This is a genomic window from Pseudomonas fulva (assembly GCF_023517795.1).
GTDB classification, from domain to species: Bacteria; Pseudomonadota; Gammaproteobacteria; order Pseudomonadales; family Pseudomonadaceae; genus Aquipseudomonas; species Aquipseudomonas fulva_D.
Genome location: NZ_CP082928.1, coordinates 5,383,746 through 5,403,634 on the forward strand (window position 1 = coordinate 5,383,746; position 19,889 = coordinate 5,403,634).

Here is a 19,889-nt window from a genome sequence, read left to right on the forward strand (position 1 = left end):
AGCGCAGTCCTGATAGAAAAATGGTGGGGCTGGTTTTCCCGAATTACAGCCTGGCTATGCACTAAATAAATCGTCGGGTGGATCGGGGCGCGTAGCTCACGCCCCATCGATACACCGTGGAACTCGCCACGGTGGATGGAAAAGCGCCATCCACCCTACGTGATCAAGCCACCGCGCCTTCGAGGAAGTCCTTGGCGAAGCGCTGCAGCACGCCACCGGCCTTGTACACACTGACATCGGCCGCCGTATCCAGCCGGCAGGTCACCGGTACCCGCACCACCTCGCCGTTGCGCCTGTTCACCACCAGGGTCAGCTCGCCGCGTGCCGTGATATCGCCCTGGATATCGTAGGTCTCGGTACCGTCCAGGCCCAGGGTCAGGCGCGTGGTGCCCGGCTTGAACTCCACCGGCAGCACGCCCATGCCCACCAGATTGGTACGGTGGATGCGCTCGAAGCCTTCGGCGACGATCACCTCGACACCCGCCAGGCGCACGCCCTTGGCTGCCCAGTCCCGCGACGAGCCCTGGCCGTAGTCGGCACCGGCCACGATGATCAGGTTCTGCTTGCGGTTCATGTAGGTCTCGATGGCCTCCCACATGCGCATCACCTGGCCCTCGGGCTCGACGCGGGCCAGCGAGCCTTTCTTCACCTCACCGTCGACCACGACCATTTCGTTGACCAGTTGCGGGTTGGCGAAGGTGGCGCGCTGTGCAGTCAGATGGTCACCCCGATGAGTCGCGTAGGAGTTGAAGTCCTCCTCCGGCAAGCCCATTTTCGCCAGGTACTCACCGGCGGCCGAGTCCGCCAGGATGGCGTTGGACGGCGACAGGTGATCGGTGGTGATGTTGTCCGGCAGGATCGCCAGCGGGCGCATGCCCCTGAGCGTGCGTTCACTGGCCAGCGCGCCCTCCCAGTACGGCGGGCGGCGAATGTAGGTGGACGTCGGCCGCCAGGCATACAACGGGCTTTCAGCCTCCTGCACGCTGCCCAGATCGAACATCGGAATGTAGATCTGCTTGAACTGCTCGGGCTTCACGCTCGCGGCGACGATGGCGTCGATCTCTTCGTCACTCGGCCACAGGTCCTTCAGCGTGATCGGATTGCCGGCCGCGTCATGGCCGAGCACGTCCTGTTCGATATCGAAGCGCACGGTACCGGCGATGGCATAGGCCACCACCAGCGGCGGCGAGGCCAGGAAGGCCTGCTTGGCATAGGGGTGAATGCGCCCGTCGAAATTGCGGTTGCCCGACAGCACGGCAGTGGCATACAGGTCGCGGTCGATGATTTCCTTCTGGATCGCCGGATCCAGCGCGCCGGACATGCCATTACAGGTGGTGCAGGCATAGGCGACGATGCCGAAGCCAAGCTTTTCCAGCTCCGGCAACAGACCGGCCTCCTGCAAATACAGCTTGGCGACCTTGGAGCCTGGCGCGAACGAGGTCTTCACCCAGGGCTTGCGCACCAGGCCCAGCGCGTTGGCCTTCCTGGCCACCAGGCCGGCGGCCACCACGTTGCGCGGGTTGGAGGTGTTGGTGCAACTGGTGATGGCGGCGATGATCACCGCGCCATCGGGCATCAGGCCCTGGGCTTCCTCGCCTTTGCCGACCTGCAGCTTGGCTTCGTCGGCGATCCCGCGCTCGGCCAGTGCCGAGGTCGGCAGGCGACGGTGCGGGTTGCTCGGGCCGGCCATGTTGCGGCCCACGCTGCCCAGGTCGAAACGCAGCACGCGCTCGTACTCGGCGGTTACCAGCGCATCGCTCCACAAGCCAAGGGTCCTGGCGTAGTGCTCCACCAGGGCGACCTGCTCCGGCTCGCGGCCGGTGAGCCGCAGATAATCGATGGTCTGGCCATCGATATAGAACATCGAGGCGGTGGCGCCGTACTCCGGACACATGTTGGAAATGGTCGCACGGTCGCCGATGGACAGGCTGTCCGCCCCCTTGCCGAAGAACTCGACCCAGGCGCCGACCACCCGCTCCTTGCGCAGGAACTCGGTCAGCGCCAGGACGATATCGGTGGCAGTGATGCCCGGCTGGCGCTTGCCGGTCAGCTCGACACCGACGATATCCGGCAGGCGCATCATCGATGGGTGACCAAGCATCACCGTCTCGGCTTCCAGGCCGCCGACGCCGATGGCGATCACGCCCAGGGCGTCGACGTGCGGGGTATGGGAGTCGGTGCCGACGCAGGTGTCCGGGAACGCGATGCCGCCGCGCGCCTGGATCACCGGGCTCATCTTCTCCAGATTGATCTGGTGCATGATGCCGTTGCCGGCCGGGATCACGTCGACGTTCTTGAACGCGGTCCTGGTCCAGTCAATGAAGTGGAAGCGGTCCTCGTTGCGGCGGTCCTCGATGGCGCGGTTCTTCTCGAAGGCGTCCGGGTCGAAGCCCGGCGCTTCCACGGCCAGCGAATGGTCGACGATCAACTGGGTCGGCACCACCGGATTGACCTTGGCCGGATCACCGCCCCTCTCGGCGATGGCGTCACGCAGGCCGGCCAGGTCGACCAGCGCGGTCTGGCCGAGAATGTCGTGGCAGACCACCCGCGCCGGGTACCAGGGGAAGTCCAGATCACGCTTGCGATGGACCAGTTGCTCCAGCGAGGCGGCCAGATCCCGGGGCTCGCAACGGCGCACCAGTTGCTCGGCAAGCACCCGCGAGGTGTAGGGCAGCTTGCTCCAGGCGCCGGCCTGAATGGCCTCGACAGCCTCGCGGGCATCGAAGTAATCCAGGTCGGTGCCGGGCAGGCGCTTGCGGTATTGGCTATTCACGGTGTAGTTCATGGTGTTTTCCATGATTGATTATTTGCGGTCCTTGAGCGGCACGAACTTCAGGTCTTCAGGCCCTGTGTAGTTGGCGCTCGGGCGGATGATCTTGCCGTCGATGCGCTGTTCGATGACATGGGCGGACCAGCCGGCGGTGCGGGCGATGACGAACAGCGGGGTGAACATGGCGGTCGGCACGCCCATCATGTGGTAGCTGACGGCACTGAACCAGTCGAGGTTGGGGAACATCTTCTTGATGTCCCACATGATGGTTTCCAGGCGCTCGGCAATGTCGAACATCTTGTTGTTGCCCTGCTCGGCCGACAGCTCCCGTGCGACTTCCTTGATCACCTTGTTGCGCGGGTCGCTGACGGTGTAGACCGGGTGGCCGAAGCCGATCACCACTTCCTTGCGCCCCACCCGCTCGCGGATATCGGCCTCGGCCTCGTCCGGGCTGTCGTAGCGCTTCTGCACCTCGAAGGCCACTTCGTTAGCGCCGCCGTGCTTGGGCCCGCGCAATGCGCCGATGCCGCCAGCGATGGCGGAAAACAGGTCCGATCCGGTGCCGGCGATCACCCGCGAGGTGAAGGTCGAGGCGTTGAACTCGTGCTCGGCATACAGGTTCAGCGAGGTGTGCATGGCACGCACCCAGGAAGCGCGAGGCGCTTCGCCGTGCAGCAGGTGCAGGAAATGTCCGCCGATGGAGTCGTCGTCGGTCTGCACCTCAATGCGCTTGCCGTTGTGGCTGAAGTGGTACCAATACAGCAGCATCGAGCCGAGCGAGGCCATCAGCTTGTCCGCGATATCCCGCGCGCCGGGGTGGTTGTGATCATCCTTTTCCGGCGACAGGCAGCCGAGCACCGATACGCCGGTGCGCATCACATCCATAGGGTGAGCCGAAGGCGGCAGCTGCTCCAGCGCGACCTTGAGTGCTGCCGGCAAACCACGCAGCGCATTGAGCTTGGCCTTGTAGGCGGTCAGTTCGGCAACGGTCGGCAGTTTGCCGTGCACCAGCAGGTGGGCGATTTCCTCGAACTCGCAGCTGTTGGCCACGTCGAGAATGTCGTAACCGCGGTAATGCAGGTCATTGCCGGTGCGGCCCACGGTGCACAGGGCGGTGTTGCCGGCAGCGGTGCCACTCAGGGCGACGGACTTCTTCGGCTTGAAACCCGCAACGGTGGTGTCGGTGGCGCTCATCAGTCTCTCCTTTCATCCGCAGGGGATGTCTTGTTGTTATGCACGGGCGCGGTGCGGCCCGCCAGGCGATCACTTCTTGGCGGCGAACAGCGCGTCGAGCTTCTGCTCGAAGGCGTGGTAGCCGATACGCTCATACAGCTCGGCACGGGTCTGCATCTGCTCGACCACCTCCTGCTGATGACCATTTTGGCGAATCGAGGTGTAAACGCTTTCCGCCGCCTTGTTGGCCGCGCGGAACGCCGACAGCGGATAGAGCTGGATGGCCACGCCCACCGACGCCAGTTCGTCGCGGGTGAACAGCGGCGTGGCGCCGAACTCGGTGATGTTGGCCAGGATCGGCACGTTCAGCGCATCGACGAAGCGCTGATAGGTCGGCAGATCAATGGCGGCTTCGGCGAAGATGCCTTCGGCGCCCGCCTCCACATAACGAAGGCAACGCTCGATGGCGGCGTCCACGCCCTCGGCCTGGATGGCATCGGTGCGCGCGATCAGGAAGAAGTCCGGGTCGGTCCTGGCGTCGGCCGCAGCCTTCACCCGGTCGGCCATTTCCTCGCAGGAGACGATTTCCTTGCCCGGGCGGTGACCGCAACGCTTGGCGCCGACCTGATCCTCGATGTGCGCTGCCGCCGCACCGGCCTTGATCAGGCTCTTGATGGTGCGCTCGATGTTGAAGGCGCTGGGGCCGAAGCCGGTGTCGATATCGACCATGAGCGGCAAGCCGCACACGTCGGTGATGCGGCGCACGTCGATCAGCACGTCTTCCAGGGTATTGATGCCCAGGTCCGGCAGACCCAGTGAGCCCGCCGCCACACCGCCACCGGACAGGTAGATCGCCTTGAAGCCGGCACGCTGGGCCAGCAGCGCATGGTTGGCATTGATCGCACCGATCACCTGCAACGGTTTTTCTTCAGCGAGGGCCTGGCGGAAACGCTGGCCGGCAGAAAGCTGGGTCATGATTCACCTCGGGTCTTGGAAGGTTTGGCGAGCGCCACCTGCCCGACCTGGGCCTGGTAATGACGCTCGATATTGCGTTTGGAAGCGCCGATATGCCGGCGCATCAGCAACTCGGCCAGTTCGCCGTCCCGGCCTTCGATGGCATCGAGAATGCGGTGGTGTTCGGCAAAGGCCTGGTGCGGCCGGTTGGGCGTGGCGGAGAACTGCAGGCGATACATGCGCACCAGCTGATACAGCTCATCGCACAAGAGCTTGGCCAGGGTACGGTTGCCGCTGCCCTGGATGATCCGGTAGTGGAAGTCGAAATCACCTTCCTGCTGGTAGTAGCCGACACCGGCCTGGAACGCGGCATCCTGCTCGTGCAGGTCGAGCACCCGGCGCAGGTCGTCGATCTCGGTCTGGCTCATGCGTTCGGCCGCCTGACGGCAGGCCATGCCCTCCAGGGATTCGCGGATCTCGTACAGCTCGATCAACTCGGCATGGCTGAGCGACACCACCCGGGCGCCGACATGGGGAATGCGCACCAGTAGCTTCTGCCCCTCGAGCCGATGGATGGCCTCGCGCAACGGCCCGCGGCTGATGCCATAGGTCCGTGCCAGTTCGGGCTCGGAAATCTTGCTGCCCGGCGCCATCTCGCCACGCACGATGGCCAGCTGAATCTGGCGAAAGACGTTTTCGGCCAGGGTCCCAGCATCTTCCTCAGACTCAACGGCTTCCAGCATATTGTCGACACTCACCTAGATTTATCTGCAGATAAAGCGATATCGGCAGAAATTTCAAGTCACCGTGTCGACAATAATCACGCAAGCGAGGCTGACCTCGATATCCATCGCCCCTGCCGGAGCGCCTCGCCCAGCGCCTGGCTGGCCACGGGCTCGGTGCCGGATGATCGCCCAGACCCGTTGGAGGTCGGTCACGGCTCCGCGAGCCGCTGGAGCGGCTCACTGCCTGACCGTACCGGCGCGCGAGCGGATCACAACGGCTTGGCGGCACGGGTGGATTCACCACAACCGAGCCCCTGGCGAACGCCGGTGGTGCGCTGCACAAGCGACTGTCGGCACCTTCGCGGGCCATGCTAGACTTCGCCTCATTTCGCCCCCGGCCACTGCAGCAGCGGCCTGGGGGCCGTCTTCAATGGCGCATGGATCGTCCCATCGCTTCATCTACTCAAGGACCCATGAGACTTCATTTCCTGACTACTCTGCCCTGCCTGCTGGCGCTGTCTTGCCATGCTGTCGCTGCGGACAAAACCATCTATGGGCTGAACGAATACGTCAGCCTCGACATCGACGTGGAAGTGGCCGCCAAGCTCGATACCGGCGCCCAGACCGCCTCGCTCAGCGCTCGCGACATCGAGCGTTTCAAGCGCGACGGTGAGCGCTGGGTGCGTTTCTACCTGGCCATCGACGATGCCCATGCGCATCCCATCGAGCGCCCGCTGGCACGCATCAGCAAGATCAAGCGCCGCGCCGGTGATGTCGACGAGGATGACGAGAAGACCTACACCGCCCGCCCGGTCATCGAACTGGACGTGTGCATGGGTAACGTCAAACGCCAGATCGAAGTGAACCTTACCGATCGCAGCGCCTTCCAATACCCGCTCTTGATCGGCTCCGACGCGCTCAAGCGCTTCGATGCCCTGGTCGACCCCAGCCTAAAATACGCAGCAGGGAAACCTGACTGTTCCAACGCAAAATCCGGCGAGTAATCCCCATGCGCTCTCTTACCCTGCATCTGAAAATCCTGATCACCATTCTGGTGAGCCTGGGCGTTCTGATTACGGCCTATCAGATTTTCATTCTCGGCATCCCGGTCAGCAGTGACGAAACCGACGACCTCTGGAACATCGACACCCGGGTCGAATTCCAGGCCAATGGCCGCGACCCGATCAAGCTGCAGATGTTCGTACCGCCGCTGAACCAGGACTACGTCAGCCTCAACGAGAGCTTCATCTCCAACAACTACGGGGTGAGCGTCAACCGTGCCGATGGCAACCGCAAGGTGACCTGGTCGGCGCGTCGCGCCAGTGGCAAGCAGACCCTCTACTACCGCCTGGTGCTGACCAAGCGCTACAGCGGCGAGCAGGCCAAGGCCAAGGGGCCGATCTTCCGTGACAGCATTCCGGTGGAAGGCCCCGAGAAGATCGCCGCCGAGGCGCTGCTGGCGCCGATCCGCCAGCACTCGGCCGACGTCGAGACCTTCATCAGCGAGACCATCAAGCGCGTCAACAACACCAACGACGACAACGCCAAGCTGCTGCTCGGCGGCGATGCCTCGACCACCAAGAAGGCCCAGGCCGTCGAACTGCTGCTGTCCATCGCCCACGTGCCGATGGAGCGCGTGCACACCATTCGCCTGGCTGCCGACATCCAGCAGAGCCCCGAACTGTGGCTGCGCAGCTTCAACGGCGACCGCTGGCTGTACTTCAACCCGGAAACCGGCGAGCAGGGCCTGCCGGCCGATCGCCTGGTCTGGTGGACCGGTGACGAGCCACTGATCACCCTCGATGGCGGTCGTCAGGCCACCACCACCTTCACCCTCAACAACAGCGAGATGAACGCCATTCGCCTCGCCCAGCTGACCGACGAGAACACCGACGCCGACTTCCTCGAGTACTCGCTGTACGGCCTGCCGCTGCAGACCCAGCAGACCTTCATGATCATGGTGATGATCCCCATCGGCGTGCTGGTGATCCTGATCCTGCGCAACCTCGGTGGCCTGCAGACCCTGGGTACCTTCACCCCGGTGCTGATCGCCCTGGCCTTCCGGGAAACCCAGCTGGGCTTCGGTATCTTCCTGTTCACGGTGATCACCGCCCTGGGCCTGTCGCTGCGCTCCTACCTGGAGCACCTCAAGCTGCAGATGCTGCCAAGGCTGTCGGTGGTGCTGACCTTCGTGGTGGTGCTGATCGCCGCCATCAGCCTGTTCAGCCACAAGCTGGGCCTGGAGCGCGGCCTGTCGGTCGCCCTGTTCCCGATGGTGATTCTGACCATGACCATCGAGCGCCTGTCGATCACCTGGGAAGAACGTGGCGGTGGCCATGCCTTCAAGGTCGCCATCGGCACCCTGGTCGCCGCCACCCTGGCGCACCTGCTGATGAGCGTGCCGGAGCTGGTGTACTTCGTGTTCACCTTCCCGGCGGTGCTGCTGGTGCTGGTGGGCTTCATGCTGGCCATGGGTCGCTACCGCGGCTACCGCCTGACCGAACTGTTCCGCTTCAAAGCCTTCCTGAAGGATTGAGCCAATGCTAGGTCTCTGGAAAACCTGGAAGGCCCTTGAAGCCAAGGGCATCATGGGCATCAACCGCCGCAACGCGGACTACGTGCTCAAGTACAACAAGCGCCACCTGTACCCGATCGTCGACGACAAGATCATCACCAAGCAGCGCGCCATCGAAGCCGGCATTCACGTGCCGGAAATGTACGGGGTGATCTCCACCGAAAAGGAGATCGACAACCTCGACAAGATCATCGGCGAGCGCAGCGATTTCGTCGTCAAGCCGGCCCAGGGCGCCGGCGGCGACGGCATCCTGGTGATCGCCGACCGCTTCGAGGATCGCTTCAAGACGGTATCCGGCAAGATCGTCAGTCACTCGGAAATCGAGCAGCAGATCTCCAGCATTCTCTCGGGCCTGTACTCCCTGGGTGGCCACCGCGACCGTGCGCTGATCGAATACCGGGTCACCCCGGACAGCATCTTCAAGAGCATCAGCTACGAAGGCGTGCCGGACATCCGCATCATCGTGCTGATGGGCTACCCGGTGATGGCCATGCTGCGCCTGCCGACCCGCCAGTCCGGCGGCAAGGCCAACCTGCACCAGGGCGCCATCGGCGTCGGTGTGGACCTGGCCACCGGCGTGACCCTGCGCGGTACCTGGCTGAACAACAAGATCAGCAAACACCCCGACACCACCAACGCGGTGGATGGCGTGCAACTGCCCAACTGGGATGGCTTCATGAAGCTCGCGGCCGGCTGCTACGAGCTGTGCGGTCTGGGCTACATCGGGGTGGACATGGTGCTCGATCAGGACAAGGGCCCGCTGATTCTCGAGCTCAACGCCCGCCCCGGCCTGAACATCCAGATCGCCAACGACTGCGGCCTGACCCATCGCGCCCACGCCGTGGAAGCGCGCCTGGCAGAACTGGCCGCCAAGGGCATCCAGGAAAACGCCGAGGAACGCACGCGCTTCTCCCAGGAGCTGTTCGGCCACATTCCGCCCGCGGAAATCTGATCGAGCCGCCTGCTGCCGGGCCACCCCGGCAGCAGGCGCGCTCGGCCTTGATCACCTGTCCGCCGCCACGGCTGCCGCGCAGATTTGCTACCATCGCCCTCTCACCCACACGCCTCGGAGCCCGCAATGGATCTCGATCTGGACAGACTCAACGCCGAATTCGCCAATCAGCCGCAAAAGCTGATCGAGTGGGCGATCGGCCTGGGCAAACCCGCCATCTGCACCACCAACTTCCGCCCCTTCGAAGCGGTGATCCTGCACATGGTCAGCCAGGCCAAGGCCGATATCCCGATCGTGTGGATGGACAGCGGCTACAACACCGAGGCCACCTACCGGTTCGCCGATGAGGTCACCCAGCAACTGGGCCTCAACCTGATCACCTACCTGCCCAAGCGCAGCCGTGCCCATCGCGAGGCCATCGATGGCCCGACACCGGGACTGGACGACCCGCGCCACGCCGCATTTACCGAAGAAGTGAAGCTCGAGCCGTTCGCCCGCGCCCTGCGCGAAACCGCGCCTGGCGTATGGTTCACCGCCCTGCGCGCCACCGACACGGCAGTGCGTGCGCAGATGCAGCCGGTGAGCATCAACCCGGACGGCCTGATCAAGGTCGCCCCGTTGCTGCACTGGTCCTCCAAGGATCTCTACGGGTACCTGACCGCCCACGGCCTGCCGAACAACTTCGACTACTTCGACCCCACCAAGGGCGAAGACAACCGCGAGTGTGGCCTGCACCTGAGCCACTGATCTCGAGACGAAAAAAATGGCGCCCTTGCAGGCGCCATTTTTCGTTTGGCTGCGTGGCTCAGTGCAGCGGCAGCTTGACGTCCTTGAACAGCTCTTCGAGCTCGACCTTGTTGTGGCACTGCACGGCCTTGGCCAGCACGTCACGGGTCAGGTGCGGGGCGAAGGTCTCGATGAAATCGCACATGAAGCCGCGCAGGAAGGTGCCGCGACGGAAACCGATGCGCGTCACGCTGGACTCGAACAGTTCGCTGGCATCGAGCACCACCAGGTCCGGGTCCAGGTTCGGATCGACCGCCATGCCGGCCACGATGCCGACACCCAGACCAAGGCGCACGTAGGTCTTGATCACGTCGGCATCGACGGCGGTGAACACCACCTTGGGGGTCAGCCCACGGTGACTGAAGGCTTCATCGAGCTTGGAGCGACCGGTGAAGCCAAAGGTGTAGGTGACGATCTCGTGCTCGGCCAGCGCCTCGAGGGTCAGCTTCGGCAATTTGCTCAGCGGATGCCCCTGGGGCACGATCACGCAGCGGTTCCAGCGGTAGCACGGCATCATCACCAGATCGTTGTAGAGCTCCAGGCCTTCGGTGGCAATGGCGAAGTCCACGGTGCCGTCGGCAGCCATTTCGGCGATCTGCGTCGGCGTGCCCTGATGCATGTGCAGGGCGACTTCCGGGTACTGCTTGATGAAGCTGCTGATCACCGGCGGCAGCGCGTAGCGCGCCTGGGTGTGGGTGGTGGCGATGGACAGCGTGCCCTTCTTCTCGTTGGAGAATTCCTGGGCGATCTGCTTGATGCTCTCGACCTTGCGCAGGATTTCCCCGGCGGTGGTGATGATCCGCTCGCCGGCCGGGGTGACGCGGGTCAGGTGCTTGCCGCTGCGGGCGAAGACTTCGACACCGAGCTCGTCTTCGAGCAGGCGGATCTGCTTGCTGATCCCCGGCTGCGAGGTGTACAGGCTCTGCGCTGTGGCGGAAACGTTGAGGTCATGGTGCGCGACTTCCCAGATGTAGCGCAGTTGCTGAAGCTTCATATAAACCCCTCAAAGCGGATAGGCCGCCGCCTGATCATCGATCAGCTATATAACCATATTAATGGTAAAGGCGGTATATATAGATTTTTTATCTGGGTTCAGCCACTTACTCATGGCGGGATCGATGCTGCAGCATGGGCACCAGGTAAATCGGCACGTCGCATAACTGCAGGAGCCGGGCAGCCGTACGGCCCATGGGCACCTCGAGCGCCGCGCCGTGGCTGTGACTGCCTACGACCAGCAGATCCACGGCGAGTTTCTGGGCGTGCTCGAGAACGGAAATCGGCGGATCACCGCGCAGAACGCTGACCGAGCCGATCAGCTCGAGGTCCTCGGGATTGTCGCCCAGTTCGTCGCGAAACCCCTCGAGCACGCGCAGCTCGATATTGCTCATGACGGTTTCCAGCCCCGTGCTGCGCAGTTCTTTCAGGCGGGCTTCGTCGACGTAGGTCTGCAGAACGGATTCGGCGAACAGGCCCATAGGTTCCACCACGTGCACCACATGCAGGCGCGCCTTGAAACTTCGGGCCATCGCCAGCGCGTGCTGCAACACATAGGGCGCATACAAACCAAGATCGGTGGCGTAGAGAATCGAACGGATCATGCGGCCTCCTCGACTGCCGGCACGGCGGGGCCTGGCTTGAGCTTAGCAGCGTCATGGAAAAGCCACCGTAAAAGGCTAGCCCATGGCCAGCCCGACCGCTGTAACGGCCAGGGCACGTCCCTCAGGGCAGCTCTTCGGGTGCTCTGGCAAACGCCTCGGTCATCGCTGCGCGCAGTTCGACAGCCGCCAGCCTGGCATGCAGCGCGCCGAAGAACGCGCCATCGCGCACCAGGAAAAGCGCCGGCAGCTGGAAGACCTCGTAGCGCTGCACCAGGCCGAAGTTCTCCTGCGCATCGATCCATACCAGACGTTCGATGGACAACGCCATCCCTGGAAGCTGCCGGCGCGCGTAGCGGCAGCTCGCGCAGCCCTGGCTGGTAAAGATCACCAGTGAGGTGCCGGGCAGATCGAGCAATCGCCGATCGGCATCAAAATCGGTCAATTCCAATTGCGTGGCTATACTCGGCAGGACAATATCATTCTGATGGCAACCGGGGTGCTCGTTCATGCGTCGCTTTCTTCGTCATAGCAGCAATCTGCCTGTGGAGTTGAGGCTACGCCGCCACTCGCCCAGCGCCAACCAATGCCTGGACAACATCAGCCTGGGCGGTGCGGCCTGCCAGTCCGGTCACCCCCTGGCCCGGGGCACGCCGGTCACGCTGCACATTCCCGTGCTGGGTGCACAGCTAGCCTACCCGGGTCAGGTCGCCTGGTGCACGCAGCAATCGGAGCATTATCTGCTAGGCGTCGCCTTCAGCGAGCACGCGCCCGAGCTGCGCGCACGCATGGTCGAAGAAATCTGCAACCTGGAACGCTACCGCAGGCATCGCGAACAGCAGGCCGGCCAGGTGCTGCCCCTGGAGCTGATTGCCGAAGAATGGCGCGAGCAGCGGCTGGCCATCTTTCAGCCGTCCAAGCCCTAAATACCATTGTCTCGACGGGCGCTAACGCGCTAAGGTTCGGCTTCCCCGCTGTGCCCATACTGCTGTGCCCGCTGCACGGGGATCGCTGGCGGCCGGCTCCCGTGACCCGATGACCCACCCGATGAAAAGCACGACAGCTGAATTACCGATCAACGACCTCAACGTCGCCTCCAACGAAACCCTGATCACCCCGGAACAGATCAAGCTTGAGATTCCGCTGACCGAACGCGCGCAACGCACCGTATCGGCCGGCCGGCAGGTGGTGCGTGACATCCTCGACGGCAAGGATCACCGCCTGTTCGTGGTGGTCGGCCCCTGCTCCATCCACGACATCAAAGCCGCCCACGAATATGCCGAGCGCCTGAAGGTGCTCGCCGAGGAAGTCTCCGACACCCTGTATCTGGTCATGCGCGTGTACTTCGAGAAGCCGCGCACCACCGTTGGCTGGAAAGGTTTGATCAACGATCCCTACCTCGACGACTCCTTCAAGATCCAGGACGGCCTGCATATCGGCCGCAAGCTCCTGCTCGACCTCGCGGAAATGGGTCTGCCCACCGCCACCGAAGCCCTGGACCCGATTTCCCCGCAATACCTGCAGGACCTGATCAGCTGGTCGGCGATCGGTGCGCGCACCACCGAGTCGCAGACCCACCGGGAAATGGCCTCGGGCCTGTCCTCGGCGGTCGGCTTCAAGAACGGCACCGATGGCGGCCTCACGGTGGCCATCAACGCCCTGCAGTCGGTCTCCAGCCCGCACCGCTTCCTGGGTATCAACCAGCAAGGCGGTGTATCCATCGTCACCACCAAGGGCAACGCCTACGGGCACGTGGTGCTGCGTGGCGGCAACGGCAAGCCGAACTACGATTCGGTCAGCGTGGCCATTTGCGAGCAGGAACTGAAAAAGGCATCGATCAAGCCGAACATCATGGTCGACTGCAGCCACGCCAACTCCAACAAGGACCCGGCGCTGCAACCCCTGGTGATGGACAACGTCGCCAACCAGATCCTCGAAGGCAACCAGTCGATCGTCGGCCTGATGGTCGAAAGCCACCTGGGCTGGGGCAACCAATCGATTCCCAAGGACCTGCAACAGCTCAAGTACGGCGTCTCGATCACCGACGCCTGCATCGATTGGGAAAGCACCGAGAAGACCCTGCGCAGCATGCACGGCAAACTCAAGGACGTGCTGCCCAAGCGCCAGCGCGGCTAATACTGCCACCATGAAAAACGCCGAGCAGATGCTCGGCGTTTTCGTAGGCGGCGCCTATTTCAATCCTGCTCGGCAGCGCCTTCGGTACGCGCCATGTAGCGCTCCACATAGGAGCAGGACGCGATCACCGTGTAGCCCATGCTGTCGGCGTAATCCAGCGCCGTCTTGGTCAGGGCCGCAGCGATGCCACGACCGCGCAACGAGTTGGGCACGAAGGTGCGATAGATATCCAGGGTCTGCTTGCCCAGATCCATATAGGAAAGATAAGCGCGATCCCCATCCACTGTGGTCTCGAACTGGTGACCGGCAAGGTCATGATGAATGGACAGTGGCTCGCTCATTACTACTCCTCTCGATTGGGCCAGGCACGACATCCCCGGCAGGGCCTGCGTACATCCGGTAACAATAGGCTATAAAGCCACTGTAGAACGTAAAGGGCAAGGCAAAATCCGTTCACCGGAAAATTGCCGACCCGGCAGAAATCCGAGACGTGAAAATCCTCGCGCTCAGTCGCGTACACGGCCGCCATCTGTACAGCTATTCGGCGCTAGCGCATTCATTTCAGAGAAAAAATTCGGAACCCTTGCCCCTCGTCCGTTTACTTACTAAAAGTTACAGGTAGTATGTACGCCGGCCATTTTCCGGGTTCGGGAAAGGGCTTCAATAAGCAAAAAACTGACCCTAAGGGGAACACGATGAACAACGTTCTGAAATTCTCTGCTCTGGCTCTGGCCGCAGTTCTGGCTACCGGTTGCAGCAGCGTCACCAAAGAAACCGAAGCTCGCCTGACTGCAACCGAAGACGCAGCAGCCCGCGCTCAAGCTCGTGCCGACGAAGCCTACCGCAAGGCTGACGAAGCACTGGCTGCCGCTCAGAAGGCTCAGCAAACTGCTGACGAAGCCAATGAGCGCGCTCTGCGTATGCTGGAAAAAGCCAGCCGCAAGTAATCGCCCTCGGGCAATGAAAAAGCCGGCTTTCGAGCCGGCTTTTTTATGTCTGCATGAATGCTCCACCGGGCGCTCCCCGAGCGCCCGGCACGCCGTCGTCAGAGAGCGGGCGCCTGCGCCTGGATGACCGCATCGCGCGGCGAAGCGATCTCTACCGGCAGGCCGTCATGGGCAGCCACCACCTCACGCACCACGTCCCAGTCCAGGCTATCGGCGCTGAGGTCGTTACGCCGGATCAGGGCGTTGACCACCTCGGTGTGGTGATCGACCGCCGGGGCATCCTCCTCGCCCAGCGGCGTGTGCGCCTCCAGGTAGACCTTGCCGCCGCTGACGCCGAACTTGTACGGCTCGTTGACGATACGCACCGGCGTGCCGACCGGCACCATGTCGGCCAGCTCGAGCACGTTGTTGTTGAGCATGCGGAAGCAGCCATGGCTCACCCGCATGCCGATGCCGAACTTCTTGTTCGAGCCGTGAATCAGGTAGCCCGGCACCGACAGCGTCATCTTGTAGGGCCCCAGCGGATTGTCCGGGCCTGGCGGCACGTAACTCGGCAGCGGGTCGCCGTCGGCCGCGTGCTCGTCGCGAATCGACTGCGGTGGGTACCAGCCCGGGTTCGGTGTCTTGGCGGTGATGCGCGCCTGGGTTACCGGCGAACTCCAGCCCTCGCGACCGATGCCCAGCGGATAGGTGTGGACCACGTTCTGGCCCTTCGGGAAGTAGTACAACCGGTATTCGGCGAGGTTGATCACGATGCCTTCACGCGGCCCGGGCGGCAGGATGAAGCGGGTCGGCAGCACGATATCGGTGCCCTCGCCCGGCAGCCAGGCATCCACACCCGGATTGGCGGCGACCATTTCCAGATAGCCCAGGTCGTTCGCCGTACCGATGTCGGCGAAGGTGTCCTCGTAGCGCGCCTTGATGACCTGGATCTCGCCGACGATGTCCTCGCCGGGCGGTGGCAACGGCAATTCCAGTGCGGCGGCGGAGCCTGCCAGACAGACAGCACCCAACGACAGACAGCGGGCAAGAGCTGAAACGCGCGGCGACATGCAGAAAACCTTCGAGGTGGTGGTGATGGTGGGAGTTGATTGTATACCGTGGCGCCCTTCAGCGCCCCGGCCACGCGGGCCGCTCACCACGGCGCTGGGCCTCCAGCGTCGCCAGGCAGGCGCGGCACAGGCGGCGGTCCTGCAACATCGGCCGTTCCAGGTCGCGCCACAGCGGCTGCGCGGGCAGCAGGCCACCGCACAGGGTGCGATCGGCGTGGCCACCAAGCTCCAGCTGGCGAGCGACCAGGTGCACCTTCACCTCGCGGCAGGCGAACAGATCCAGCTGCTCGTCCGGCTCGATCAGTTGGTAGGCATACAGAGACCAGACGGGTCGCAACATGGGGGGCTCCAGAACGGGGGCGCCACATTAGCCGAAACACCGTCAGCGGAAAAGCCCGTTACAGCAATGGTTTCAAGCTCGGCCAGACATTCTCGAGCAGCCGCGGCTGGGCGGCTACGGCAGGATGCACGCCGTCATCCTGCATCAGGCTCGCGACACCGCCCACGCCCTCGAGCAGAAAGGGCACCAGCGGCACATTCTTGTCGGTGGCCACGTCGTCGAACACCTTGGCGAATGCCGTGGTATAGCGCTCGCCGTAATTGGGCGGGATGCGCATGCCCAACAACAGCACCTTGGCACCGGCGCCACGGGAAGCATCGATCATCGACGCAAGATTCTGTTGCAATTGGCCTGGTGGCAAACCACGCAGGCCATCGTTGCCACCGAGCTCGACGATCACCAGTTGCGGCTGGTGCTCGGCCAGCAGCGCCGGCAGCCGCGCCGCCCCGCCAGCGCTGGTGTCGCCGCTGATCGAGGCGTTCACCACCTGGTGCTCGAACCCCTCGTTGCGCATGCGTTCATCGAGCAAATGAACCCAGCCCTGCCGGGTATCCATGCCAAAAGCGGCGCTGATACTATCGCCGACGACCAGCACGGTCCCCGCCTGCGCCATCTGCCCTATCAGCAGCAGGCCCAGGATGGCCCCCTTCACTATTGCACGCATCGGATTCCTCATGAGCTCAAGCATTCTGTCTGCGCAGAACCTTAACAAAGTGGTCTCCAGCGCGGAAGGCGAGTTGACCATCCTGCACGACCTGTCGCTGGAGCTGGAAAAAGGTGGCAGCCTGGCCATCGTCGGCAGTTCGGGGTCCGGCAAATCCACCCTGCTCGGCCTGTTGGCCGGCCTCGACCTGCCCAGCACCGGGCGCATCCTGCTGGCCGGCAACGATCTCGGCAGCCTGGATGAAGACGCCCGCGCCCGGGTGCGCGCCGAGCACGTGGGGTTCGTGTTCCAGTCGTTCCAGCTGCTCGACAGCCTCAATGCCTTGGAGAACGTGATGCTGCCCCTGGAGCTGGAAGGCCGTAGCGATGCCCGTCAGCGTGCCAGCGAGCTGCTCGAGCGCGTCGGCCTGGGTGCACGCCTGACCCACTCGCCGCGCCAGCTTTCCGGTGGCGAACAGCAGCGCGTGGCCATCGCCCGGGCGTTTGCCGCGGAACCCGATGTACTGTTCGCCGACGAACCGACCGGCAACCTGGACACCCACACCGGCGAGCGCATCAGCGACCTGTTGTTCGAGCTCAACCAGGAACGCGGCGCGACATTGGTGCTGGTCACCCATGACGAACGCCTGGCCGCGCGCTGCCAGCGCATCATCCGCCTGGAGGCCGGCCACCTGGTGGCAGCGGTGAACGCCTGATGCGCAACCTGTCCTTTGCAAGCCTGCTGTCACTGGCGGGCCGCCAGCTGCTGCGCGATGCGCGCTCCGGCGAGTTGCGCGTGCTGTTCTTCGCCCTGTTGATCGCCGTAGCCTCCAGCACCGCCATCGGCTATTTCGGCGCCCGCCTGAACGAGGGCATGAGCCTGCGCGCCACCGAGTTTCTCGGCGCCGACCTGATTCTCCGCGGCAGCGCCCCCGCCAGCCCCGAGCAGATCGAGGCCGGCACCGGGCGCGGCCTGCAGCACGCCCAGGTGGTCGAGTTCACCAGCGTGATCGCCAGCGACGCCGGCATTCAGCTGGCCAGCGTCAAGGCCGCCGGGCAGGGCTACCCGCTGCGCGGCCAGCTCAAGAGCGCCGCCGCGCCCTACGCCGAAGAAACCGTCAGCGCAGGCCCAGGGCCTGGCGAGGTGTGGGCCGAATCGCGCCTCTTGGTGGCGCTGGATCTGGAAGTCGGCGACCAGATCGAAGTCGGCGCCAAGAGGCTGCGCCTCACCCGGGTGCTGACCTACCTGCCGGATGAAGCCGGCGACTTCTACAGCCTGACGCCCCATGTGCTGATGCACCTCGACGACCTGCCGGCCACCCGCGTGGTGCAACCGGGCAGCCGGGTGCGCTACATCGAACAGTGGAACGGCCCGAGCGATGCCCTGGCCAGCTATCGGCAGGCCACCGAGCCGGGGCTGGCGGCCCACCAGCGCTTCGATGACGCCCGCGACGGCAGCCGCCGCGTCGGCGGCGCCCTGGATCGTGCCGAGCGCTACCTGAATCTCGCCAGCCTGGCCGCCGTACTGCTGGCTGGCGTGGCGGTCGCCCTGTCGGCGTCGCGCTTCGCCAGCCGCCGCTTCGACGCCAGCGCGCTGCTGCGCTGCCTGGGCCTGTCGCGCCGCCAGGCGCTGAGCCTGTTCGGCCTGCAACTGGCGATACTCGGGTTGCTCGCCAGCCTTGCCGGCGCGCTGCTCGGCTGGCTCGCCCAGCAGACGCTGTTCCACCTGCTGCAGGGCCTGCTGCCCACGCAGATTCCCCCGGGCGGCGTCTGGCCCGCCCTGGCCGGTATCGCCACCGGCCTGGTGGCTCTCGCCGGTTTCGCCTTGCCGCCATTGGCGGCGCTGGGCCGCGTTCCACCTCTGCGGGTGCTGCGCCGCGACATGCTGCCGGTACCGGCCAGCTCCTGGCTGGTCTACGGCACGGCACTGCTCGCCTTGGGCCTGATCATGTGGCGCTTGAGCCTCGACCTGACGCTGACCCTGGCCCTGCTCGGTGGCGGGCTGATCACCGCCCTCTTGCTGGGCGGCCTGCTGCTGCTCGGCCTGCAGAGCCTGCGCCGCCTGCTGGCACGCGCCGCATTGCCATGGCGCCTGGGCCTTGGTCAGTTGCTGCGCCGGCCGCTCGCGGCAGCCGGGCAATCCCTGGCCTTCGGCCTGATCCTCCTGGCGATGGCGCTGATCGCCCTGCTGCGCGGTGAACTGCTGGACAACTGGCAGGAGCAGCTGCCGGCCGACGCACCCAATCATTTTGCTCTCAACGTGCTCCCTGCCGAGCGCGACGCCTTCGCCGAACGCCTCGCCCAGCTTTCTCCCCACCCCGCCCCGCTCTACCCGGTGGTGCCGGGGCGCCTGACCCAGGTCAATGGCGAGCCGGTGCGTCAGTACGTCAGCGAGGACTCACGGGGCGAACGCGCGGTACGCCGTGACCTGAGCCTGACCTGGAGCGCCGACCTGCCCGATGGCAACACCCTGACGGCCGGACAGTGGTGGACGGCAGGTAAACAACAGGAGTTGCCTGGCGTGTCGGTAGAAGACGAACTGGCGCAGAGCCTGCACATCAAGCTCGGCGACCGCCTGACCTTCAATGTCGGCGGCGTCGATCGCGATGCCGTGGTGAGCAACCTGCGCACGGTGGACTGGAACAACTTCCAGCCCAACTTCTTCATGATCTTCGAGCCCGGCACCCTCAAGGACCTGCCGGTGACCTACCTGACCAGCTTCTACCTGCCCCCGCAGCATGAGCAGCAGCTGGTGGAGCTGTCCCGCGCCTTCCCGTCGGTATCGCTGCTGCAGGTCGAAGCGCTGCTCAACCAGCTGCGCAGCATCCTTGCCCAGGTCACCATCGCCATCGAGTTCGTATTGCTGTTCGTGCTGGCAGCGGGCCTGGCGGTGCTGTTCGCCGGCCTGCAGTCGACGCTGGACGAGCGTATCCATCAGGGTGCCCTGCTGCGCGCCCTGGGCGCCGAACGCAAACTGCTGGTGCAGGCCAGGCGTGCCGAATTCGGCCTGCTGGGCGCCGCCAGCGGCCTGCTGGCGGCATTGGGCTGCGAGCTGGTCAGTTTCCTGATCTACCGCTACGCCTTCCAGATGGCCTGGCAGCCCCATCCGTGGCTGCTGGTGCTGCCGTTGATCGGTGCGCTGCTGGTCGGCATCGCCGGTGTACTCGGTACCCGCCGCGCGCTGAACGCCAGCCCGCTCACCGTTCTGCGCGAGGGTTGATAGACTGCGCGTCCGCACCAGA

Annotated in this window: 20 protein-coding genes; 9 read left to right on the top strand and 11 right to left on the bottom strand. The window is 64.3% G+C overall.

Going from position 1 to position 19,889, the window contains the following annotated elements:
* Positions 1-163 precede the first annotated feature (163 nt).
* The 4 genes from acnD to K8U54_RS24905 form a co-directional block, all read right to left on the bottom strand.
* On the bottom strand, positions 164-2,773 hold the full coding sequence (gene acnD, locus K8U54_RS24890) for a Fe/S-dependent 2-methylisocitrate dehydratase AcnD (RefSeq protein ID WP_249910516.1): 2,610 nt from the start codon (positions 2,771-2,773) through the stop codon (positions 164-166).
* Positions 2,774-2,803: 30 nt separating this feature from the next.
* Positions 2,804-3,964, bottom strand: coding sequence for a bifunctional 2-methylcitrate synthase/citrate synthase (gene prpC, locus K8U54_RS24895; RefSeq protein ID WP_249908286.1), 1,161 nt, complete (start codon positions 3,962-3,964; stop codon positions 2,804-2,806).
* Between the two features lie 69 nt (positions 3,965-4,033).
* Entirely contained in the window at positions 4,034-4,918 is an 885-nt protein-coding gene (gene prpB / locus K8U54_RS24900; protein ID WP_249908287.1) for a methylisocitrate lyase, read from the bottom strand.
* Complete coding sequence (locus K8U54_RS24905) at positions 4,915-5,640, bottom strand: GntR family transcriptional regulator (RefSeq protein ID WP_249910517.1); 726 nt, start codon at positions 5,638-5,640, stop codon at positions 4,915-4,917. The genes prpB and K8U54_RS24905 overlap by 4 nt, the downstream gene beginning before the upstream one ends.
* Positions 5,641-6,095: 455 nt before the next feature.
* Here K8U54_RS24905 and K8U54_RS24910 point away from each other — a divergent pair, with 455 nt between their 5' ends.
* From K8U54_RS24910 to K8U54_RS24925, 4 genes are all read left to right on the top strand, one after another.
* Positions 6,096-6,626, top strand: a complete 531-nt coding sequence (locus K8U54_RS24910) for an ATP-dependent zinc protease family protein (protein ID WP_249908288.1) — start codon at positions 6,096-6,098, stop codon at positions 6,624-6,626.
* Between the two features lie 5 nt (positions 6,627-6,631).
* The gene (locus tag K8U54_RS24915; protein WP_070887792.1) at positions 6,632-8,158 is read left to right on the top strand and encodes an inactive transglutaminase family protein; all 1,527 of its coding nucleotides are present in this window, start codon (positions 6,632-6,634) and stop codon (positions 8,156-8,158) included.
* 4 nt (positions 8,159-8,162) lie between these two features.
* The gene (locus tag K8U54_RS24920; protein WP_074888503.1) at positions 8,163-9,149 is read left to right on the top strand and encodes an alpha-L-glutamate ligase-like protein; all 987 of its coding nucleotides are present in this window, start codon (positions 8,163-8,165) and stop codon (positions 9,147-9,149) included.
* Between the two features lie 126 nt (positions 9,150-9,275).
* Positions 9,276-9,896 carry a phosphoadenosine phosphosulfate reductase family protein gene (locus tag K8U54_RS24925; protein WP_249908289.1) on the top strand — a complete coding sequence of 207 codons (621 nt, stop codon included), beginning with the start codon at positions 9,276-9,278 and terminating at the stop codon, positions 9,894-9,896.
* 58 nt (positions 9,897-9,954) lie between these two features.
* Here K8U54_RS24925 and cysB read toward each other — a convergent pair whose 3' ends face one another.
* The 3 genes from cysB to K8U54_RS24940 all read right to left on the bottom strand — a co-directional run bounded on the left by cysB (position 9,955) and on the right by K8U54_RS24940 (position 12,041).
* Entirely contained in the window at positions 9,955-10,929 is a 975-nt protein-coding gene (gene cysB, locus K8U54_RS24930) for an HTH-type transcriptional regulator CysB (protein WP_249908290.1), read from the bottom strand.
* Positions 10,930-11,035: 106 nt separating this feature from the next.
* Positions 11,036-11,533 carry a universal stress protein gene (locus K8U54_RS24935; protein ID WP_249908291.1) on the bottom strand — a complete coding sequence of 166 codons (498 nt, stop codon included), beginning with the start codon at positions 11,531-11,533 and terminating at the stop codon, positions 11,036-11,038.
* A 121-nt stretch (positions 11,534-11,654) separates the two neighbouring features.
* On the bottom strand, positions 11,655-12,041 hold the full coding sequence (locus K8U54_RS24940) for a thioredoxin family protein (RefSeq protein ID WP_249908292.1): 387 nt from the start codon (positions 12,039-12,041) through the stop codon (positions 11,655-11,657).
* Between K8U54_RS24940 and K8U54_RS24945 the strand changes: the two genes are divergently transcribed.
* Positions 12,040-12,456, top strand: a complete 417-nt coding sequence (locus K8U54_RS24945) for a PilZ domain-containing protein (RefSeq protein WP_249908293.1) — start codon at positions 12,040-12,042, stop codon at positions 12,454-12,456. The two genes, K8U54_RS24940 and K8U54_RS24945, sit on opposite strands and share 2 nt — an antisense overlap.
* A gap of 121 nt (positions 12,457-12,577) precedes the next feature.
* The gene (locus K8U54_RS24950) at positions 12,578-13,666 is read left to right on the top strand and encodes a 3-deoxy-7-phosphoheptulonate synthase (protein ID WP_249908294.1); all 1,089 of its coding nucleotides are present in this window, start codon (positions 12,578-12,580) and stop codon (positions 13,664-13,666) included.
* Between the two features lie 59 nt (positions 13,667-13,725).
* Here K8U54_RS24950 and K8U54_RS24955 read toward each other — a convergent pair whose 3' ends face one another.
* A complete protein-coding gene (locus K8U54_RS24955) occupies positions 13,726-14,007 on the bottom strand; it encodes a GNAT family N-acetyltransferase (protein WP_070887799.1) in 282 nt (93 codons plus the stop codon).
* A 354-nt stretch (positions 14,008-14,361) separates the two neighbouring features.
* On the opposite strand from K8U54_RS24955, the gene oprI reads away from it, so the two are divergent.
* On the top strand, positions 14,362-14,613 hold the full coding sequence (gene oprI, locus K8U54_RS24960; protein WP_013791646.1) for an outer membrane lipoprotei OprI: 252 nt from the start codon (positions 14,362-14,364) through the stop codon (positions 14,611-14,613).
* Positions 14,614-14,711: 98 nt separating this feature from the next.
* Here oprI and K8U54_RS24965 read toward each other — a convergent pair whose 3' ends face one another.
* The 3 genes from K8U54_RS24965 to K8U54_RS24975 are packed head-to-tail and all read right to left on the bottom strand — an operon-like array spanning position 14,712 to position 16,669.
* Positions 14,712-15,665, bottom strand: coding sequence for a L,D-transpeptidase family protein (locus tag K8U54_RS24965; protein ID WP_249908295.1), 954 nt, complete (start codon positions 15,663-15,665; stop codon positions 14,712-14,714).
* A gap of 58 nt (positions 15,666-15,723) precedes the next feature.
* Positions 15,724-16,005, bottom strand: coding sequence for a hypothetical protein (locus K8U54_RS24970; protein ID WP_070887801.1), 282 nt, complete (start codon positions 16,003-16,005; stop codon positions 15,724-15,726).
* 58 nt (positions 16,006-16,063) lie between these two features.
* Entirely contained in the window at positions 16,064-16,669 is a 606-nt protein-coding gene (locus K8U54_RS24975; RefSeq protein ID WP_249908296.1) for an arylesterase, read from the bottom strand.
* A gap of 10 nt (positions 16,670-16,679) precedes the next feature.
* Here K8U54_RS24975 and K8U54_RS24980 point away from each other — a divergent pair, with 10 nt between their 5' ends.
* Together K8U54_RS24980 and K8U54_RS24985 are read left to right on the top strand one after the other, a co-directional pair.
* Positions 16,680-17,363, top strand: coding sequence for an ABC transporter ATP-binding protein (locus K8U54_RS24980; protein WP_249908297.1), 684 nt, complete (start codon positions 16,680-16,682; stop codon positions 17,361-17,363).
* The gene (locus K8U54_RS24985) at positions 17,363-19,867 is read left to right on the top strand and encodes an ABC transporter permease (RefSeq protein WP_249908298.1); all 2,505 of its coding nucleotides are present in this window, start codon (positions 17,363-17,365) and stop codon (positions 19,865-19,867) included. Before K8U54_RS24980 ends, K8U54_RS24985 begins: the two co-directional genes overlap by 1 nt.
* Positions 19,868-19,889: the final 22 nt, after the last annotated feature.